The sequence below is a fragment of the Azospirillum isscasi genome (genome assembly GCF_030849505.1).
GTDB lineage: Bacteria > Pseudomonadota > Alphaproteobacteria > Azospirillales > Azospirillaceae > Azospirillum > Azospirillum isscasi.
Window position 1 is genome coordinate 1 of record NZ_JAUJFI010000237.1, and the last position, 6271, is coordinate 6271.

The following is a 6271-nucleotide window of genomic DNA, read 5'->3' on the forward strand; positions in this document are numbered from 1 at the left end:
CGCTGACCCGCCAGAGGGAAACCCTGGCCGCCGCCGCCGAGGGGCGGCACGATCCCCACACCGCGCGCCAGCGCGCCGGCGCCGCCTATGGCCGCCCCGCCGCCGCCCCGCCCGGCGACCTTCCGCCCGCCCCGCCGACGAAGCCGGCCTGACAGAGCTGACCAGATTCATGGGCCTCGACCAGTACATCCAATTCGTTCTCGCCCTCCTGTTCGTCATCGCGCTGATCATGCTGGTGGCCTGGGTGATGCGCCGCATCGGTTTCGGCGGCATGACCGCCACGGCGGGACGCCAGCGCCGGCTGGGCGTCGTCGAGGTGCTGCCGCTGGACGGCAAGCGCCGGCTGGTGCTGGTCCGCCGCGACGACCGGGAGCATCTGCTGCTGCTGAGCGCCTTCGGCGACCAAGTGGTCGATCAGGCGCCGCGCGGCGGCTTCCAGGGCGCGCTGGCCGAAGCCTCCACCCCGCCGTCCGCGGGGGAGCGCTCATGAGAATCGGCGCGGGCGTGACGGGACGACTGGCGCTCGCCGGCCTTCTGGCCCTGGCGATCGGAATCGCCGGGGCGCTGGCCGCCGGGCCGGCGCTGGCGCAGAGCATGACCTTCGACCTGGGCGACGCCGGGGGATCGACCACCGGGCGCATCGTCCAGATGGTCGCGCTGATCACGGTGCTGTCGCTGGCGCCGTCGATCCTGATCATGATGACGGCCTTCACGCGCATCGTGATCGTCCTGTCCTTCCTGCGCTCGGCGTTGGGCATCCAGCAGGTGCCGCCGAACACGGTGCTGATGTCGCTGGCGGTCTTCCTGACCTTCTTCGTGATGGCCCCGGTGTTCGAGCGGTCCTACAACCAGGGCATCCAGCCGCTGATCAACCAGGACATCGACGAGGTGGAGGCGTTCAAGCGCACGGTCGCCCCCTTGCGCGAGTTCATGCTGAAGCACACCAGCGAGAAGGACCTGCGCCTGTTCATGGACATGGCGCGCATCGAGAACGTGACGGACGCGGAGCAGACCCCGCTGCACGTCCTGGTGCCGGCCTTCATGATCTCGGAGATCAAGCGCGCCTTCGAGATCGGGTTCCTGCTGTTCCTGCCCTTCCTGATCATCGACATGGTGGTGTCGTCGATCCTGATGTCGATGGGCATGATGATGCTGCCGCCGACCATGGTGGCGATCCCGTTCAAGATCATCTTCTTCGTGCTGGTCGACGGCTGGTACCTGATCGCCGGTTCGCTGGCCCGCAGCTTCGGCACGCTCTAGGCGTCCTTTGCGCATCATTACAACCTGAAATTGGAGTTCGGCGCAGATCGTCGCAGGCGAAACGGCCTGCGGACGCGCGCATCGGGTTCCGCTAGTATCGGGTCAGGGAAGAGCGTAAGAGGATCGGCCCGCGCGAGCGCCGCCGACCGCCGCCGTACCCGCAGCTTGTGGCTTCTTCGTCCCCCGCTCGGACTCCCAACGGACCCTCCTCACGTCCCACATGTCAGACACGACCCTGAAAGCCGCGGCACCCGACAAGGGCAGGCTGGCCGCGCTCACCCTCGGTGCGCTTGGCGTCGTCTACGGCGACATCGGCACCAGCCCGCTCTACACGCTGCGCGAATGCTTCTCGCCGGAGCACGGGCTCGCCCTGACCCCGGAGAACATCCTGGGCATCATGTCCATGGTGTTCTGGGCGCTGGTGCTCGTGGTCACGGTGAAATACGTGCTGTTCGTCATGCGGGCGGACAACAAGGGCGAAGGCGGCATCCTGGCCCTTCTGGCGCTGGCGACCAACAGCCGGCCCGACTCCACCGGGCGGCTGTCCGGCCTGATGGCGATGGGCCTGTTCGGCGCCGCCCTGTTCTACGGCGACGGCATGATCACCCCGGCCATCTCCGTCCTGTCCGCCGTGGAGGGGCTGGAGGTGGCGCAGCCGGCGCTGGAGCGCGTCGTGGTACCGGTGACCGTCGGCATCCTCATCGTCCTCTTCGCGATCCAGAGCCGCGGCACCGAGAAGGTCGGCCGGCTGTTTGGCCCGATCATGGTCGCGTGGTTCGCCACGCTGGGCCTGCTCGGCCTGATCGAGCTGGTGAAGGAGCCGCAGGTGCTGGCGGCGCTCGACCCGCGCCACGCCGTGCATTTCTTCGCGTCCAACGGCTGGATCGGCTTCCTGGTTCTGGGCGCCGTCGTTCTGGCCGTCACCGGGGGCGAGGCGCTGTACGCCGACATGGGCCATTTCGGCCGGCGCCCCATCAAGGTGGCGTGGCTGGCGGTGGTCCTGCCCGCGCTTCTGCTGAACTATCTCGGCCAGTGCGCCCTGCTGCTGAGCGACCCGACGGCGGTGCGCAGCCCCTTCTACCTGCTGGTGCCGGACTGGGGCCTCTACCCCATGGTTCTGCTGTCCACCTGCGCCGCGGTGATCGCCAGCCAGGCGGTGATCTCGGGCGTCTTCTCGCTGACGCGGCAGGCGGTGCAGCTCGGCCTGTGCCCGCGGCTGGACATCCGCCACACCTCGCAGGAGGAGGGCGGGCAGATCTACATCCCGCGCGCCAACTGGGGCCTGCTGTTCGCGGTCATCGGTCTGGTCGTCTGGTTCGAGTCCTCCAGCCGTCTGGCGACCGCCTACGGGATCGCGGTGACCGGCGACATGGTCATCACCACGATCCTGGCGCTGGTCGTGGCGCACCGCCGCTGGAACTGGAGCCTGCCCGCCTGTCTGGCCCTGGGCGCGCTGTTCCTCAGCGTCGATCTGGCGCTGTTCCTCGCCAACGCGGTGAAGATCCCGCACGGCGGCTGGGTGCCGCTGGTCATCGCCGCGGTGACGCTGGGGCTGATGTCCACCTGGCGCCGCGGGCGTGCCGTCCTGAACCGCCGTCTGGCCGAGGACTCGCTGCCGCTGGAGAGCTTCGTCAAGCGGCACGCCAAGTCCTCCGAGATCCAGCGGGTGAAGGGCACGGCGATCTTCCTGACCTCCAGCGCCGACACGGTGCCCATCGCCCTGCTGCACAACCTGAAGCACAATCAGGTGATGCACGAGCGCATCGTCTTCCTGACCGTCCTGGTCGAGGACGTGCCCCGCGTTCCCGCCAAGGAGCGCGTCGTCCTGGAGGGGCTGGCCGACGGCTTCTACCGGCTGACGGTCCGTTACGGCTTCTCGCAGGAGCCGAACATTCCCAAGGCGCTGCGGCTGTGCAAGGCGTTCGGGCTGGAGTTCGACGTGATGACGACCTCCTTCTTCCTGGGCCGGGAGACGCTGATCCCCCGCATCAACCCGCAGATGGCCCAGTGGCGGGAGAAGCTGTTCGTCGTGATGTCGCGCACCGCGGTCAGCGCCACCGACTTCTTCAAGATCCCGCCGAACCGCGTGGTCGAGCTGGGCACCCAGGTTCAGCTCTGAACCCGGCCGTCATGGCAATGAAAAAGCCCCTTTCCCATGGAAAGGGGCTTTTTTGGTGGTTGGGAAATGGCCAGGCTGCGGGTTTGCGCGGCGGGTTGACCGACGCCATCAGCGCCGAAAAGCGCTGATCCATGGAATGCAGCCACGTCAGCATGATGGACAACTGCCCCTTCATCTCAACGGAGGTCGCCCTCCACAGCGCGCTGACGCTCCCCGTCGATCCGTTGGGTGGCGATGATCTGGTCGAGCTTCGGCAGAGTTTCCTATTCGCGGTCCATCCCCGACCCCCCTCGGGCGCATGCATTCCGATGCAAAACCCTGACACGCCTTCCCGCCCCGGTCGAATCCGGCGAAGGGCCTAGTTGATCGCCGCGCTCTGCTTGCCGCGGTAGTTCTTCAGGAACTTCTGGAACATGTCCACCTCCGCGACGCGGGAGCGGACGGTGTTGACGTCGATCAGGCCCAGCGCCTGTTCCGGGCGGGTCAGCACGCGGAAGGCGTCGGCGTCGGGGCCGTTGGTCATGGCCGAGCCGAACTCCTTGCGCAGCAGGTTCAGGTTCGTCCCGTCCCCGGCCAGCGCCAGCGCCACGGCGCGGTTCAGCACGAGCTGCGAGGTCGCCGGGTTGATCGGTTGGGTCGGCGGCGGCGGCGGGCCGATCAGCTTGTTCAGCGCGAAGGCCGCGGCCTCCCACTTCTGGGCGCGCCACGCGATGTCCACCCGCAGCGAGTTGGCCGGCTTGCTGTCGTCCTCGGACAGCAGCAGCAGCGCCTCGTCGCCGCGGCCCAACTCGGCCAGCGCCTTGGCCTGCATCAGGCGGCGCTCGCCGACCAGATCCGCCGGCAGGTTCGGCACGTTGGACAGCTCCAGCGCGCGCAGGGCCTCCTCCGGCTTGTTGTCGAGCAGGCGGACGGAAGCCAGCCGGGTGCCGACGCGCGCCTTGTCCTCGCCGGACAGGCGGTATTCCACCTGATGCTGAAGCAGGTCGGCGGCGCGGTTCAGCAGGTCCACGGAGATCAGCCGCTCGGCAAGCTGCCGGATCACCTCGTCGCCGGCCTCCCCCACCGGGGTCAGCTCGCGGAACTGGTCGTAGAGCTGGAGCGCCTCGATGGTCGGCAGCTTCTGCGCCCCGTCCTTGTAGAGGTCGGAGAAGATGCGCGACATCTCGCGGGTGATCTCCTCGGCCCGCGGCGTGTCGGCGACCAGGGCGGCGGTCTCCTTCATGGCGTTGAAACCGTCGGCATACTGGCCGGCGGCGATCAGCACCTCGCCCATGCGCTGGCGGATCTGCATCTCCAGCTCGTCGCCGCGCCAGGTGAAGGTCAGCCCGGCCAGCCGTTCCGCGGCGGCGGGCGGCGACATGCGGCCTTCCGCCAGTTGCAGGTTCACCAGCGCCAGCCCGGCCTTGGCCCGGTAATAGCGGTCGAGGCTGTTGTAGGAGGCGTTCAACTGCTCCTGCGCCCGCTCCGGCTCGTTGGTCTGGGCGTAGTAGAGGCCGCGGAGATACTGGATGTCGGGCCGCTCCTCCGCGTCCGTGCCGCCGCGTTCGACGATGCGGTCCAGCAGCCTCTTGGCGAAGGGCATGTCGCCGGTCCGCAGCGCGGCCTCGGCGGCGCGGGTCGCCAGCTTGGTCAGGATCGGGTCGGGGTAGGAGTTCAGGATCGGCGCCGCCGCCTTGAACCCGGCCTGGGCCGCCGGCCAGTCGTTGCGGTCCGCCGCGATGGCGGCGCGCCACAGCGCGGCCTCCCCGTTGTTGGCGAGGTTCGGGTGGGCGAGATCCTCCGCCGCGGCGTCGGTGTTGCCGGCCAGGAAGCGCGCGGCCCCGCGCAGGGCGCGGAATTCCGGCCAGCCCTCCAGGTCGGGCTGAGCCTCCTGCAACACATCCATCATGCCGATGGCCTCCTGCCCGAAACCGTTCGCCAGATAGAAGCGGGCGAGGTCGAGCTGGGCGCGGGGGCGCTCGGAATCCGGCGCGTTGACGACGCCGAGCTGAAGGTTCTGCCGCGCCTCCGTGTAATGGTCGAGGTCGCCCTTCTTCCAGGCCGGCAGGTCGAACAGGCGTCGCCCGGCGGGCACCGGCTTCGGATCGGCGGGCGGCGTCAGCGTGTTGGGAGCGGCGCCGGGGGTGGGCTTCGGCGGAAGCGCCGCCGTCTGCGCGGGCGCCGCCGGGCGGTTCCCGGCATCGGCCATGGGCGACAGATGCAGGCCGCCCGCCGCCGTCACCTCCACCCCCTCCTTCACCGGGCGGACGGTGACGGCGTCGGCGATGGGCCGCACGACGACACCCTGGTAGCTGGGCAGCAGTTCCAGGTCCGCGTAGCGGTGGGATTCGGGGATGGCGTTTCCGGGAACCGGCAGCGGGACGACCTGGAGGCGATCCCCGACATCCGGGTCGGAAAGCGTCACCACATTCGCCGCGTCCGCGGCCCGCACCACCAGCCGGCCCCCCAGAAGGAAGTCCGGCTCCGGGTCGATCTTCAGTTGGAAGGGCGGCGTGCCGGTCAGGCGGCTGGTCGGCGTGATCTTCCAGCTCGTCCCCTGCCGTTCGATCTTCGGCCAGACCAGCGGGCCGATCCGGGTGCGGAAGGCGCTGCCCCCGGTGGCCGGCACCGGCTCGATCGCGCCGACCGTCCCGGTACCGGCACCGATCGCCTTTCCGGCGCCGATGGGCAGCGGCTTGTCGAACACGATGTAGAGATGGCCGGCGCGCGGATAGACGGCGATGGAGGACGGGCCGCCCACATCGAAAACCAGGGTCGGCCCCTGCGGTTCGGCCTTGGCGGGGTCGGGCTTGGCCGGGTCGGGCTTCGCCGCCTCCGGCTTCGCGGACGCCGGGGCTGCGGCGGCCTCCTTCGGCGGGGGGGATGCCGGGGCCGGCTTGGCCGCGGCAACCG

At 69.5% G+C, this 6271-nt stretch carries 4 protein-coding genes; 3 read left to right on the top strand and 1 reads right to left on the bottom strand.

Translation table 11 applies throughout. The features are described from left to right. Positions 1-169 precede the first annotated feature (169 nt). From QSG27_RS27030 to QSG27_RS27040, 3 genes are all read left to right on the top strand, one after another. Positions 170-490, top strand: a complete 321-nt coding sequence (locus QSG27_RS27030; protein WP_306711682.1) for a FliO/MopB family protein — start codon at positions 170-172, stop codon at positions 488-490. Next, positions 487-1260 carry a flagellar type III secretion system pore protein FliP gene (gene fliP, locus QSG27_RS27035; protein ID WP_306711684.1) on the top strand — a complete coding sequence of 258 codons (774 nt, stop codon included), beginning with the start codon at positions 487-489 and terminating at the stop codon, positions 1258-1260. Before QSG27_RS27030 ends, fliP begins: the two co-directional genes overlap by 4 nt. 220 nt (positions 1261-1480) lie before the next feature. After that, on the top strand, positions 1481-3379 hold the full coding sequence (locus QSG27_RS27040; RefSeq protein WP_306711687.1) for a potassium transporter Kup: 1899 nt from the start codon (positions 1481-1483) through the stop codon (positions 3377-3379). A 358-nt stretch (positions 3380-3737) separates the two neighbouring features. Here QSG27_RS27040 and QSG27_RS27045 read toward each other — a convergent pair. After that, a partial coding sequence (locus QSG27_RS27045) for a tetratricopeptide repeat protein (protein WP_306711688.1) occupies positions 3738-6271 on the bottom strand: 2534 nt, incomplete at its 5' end.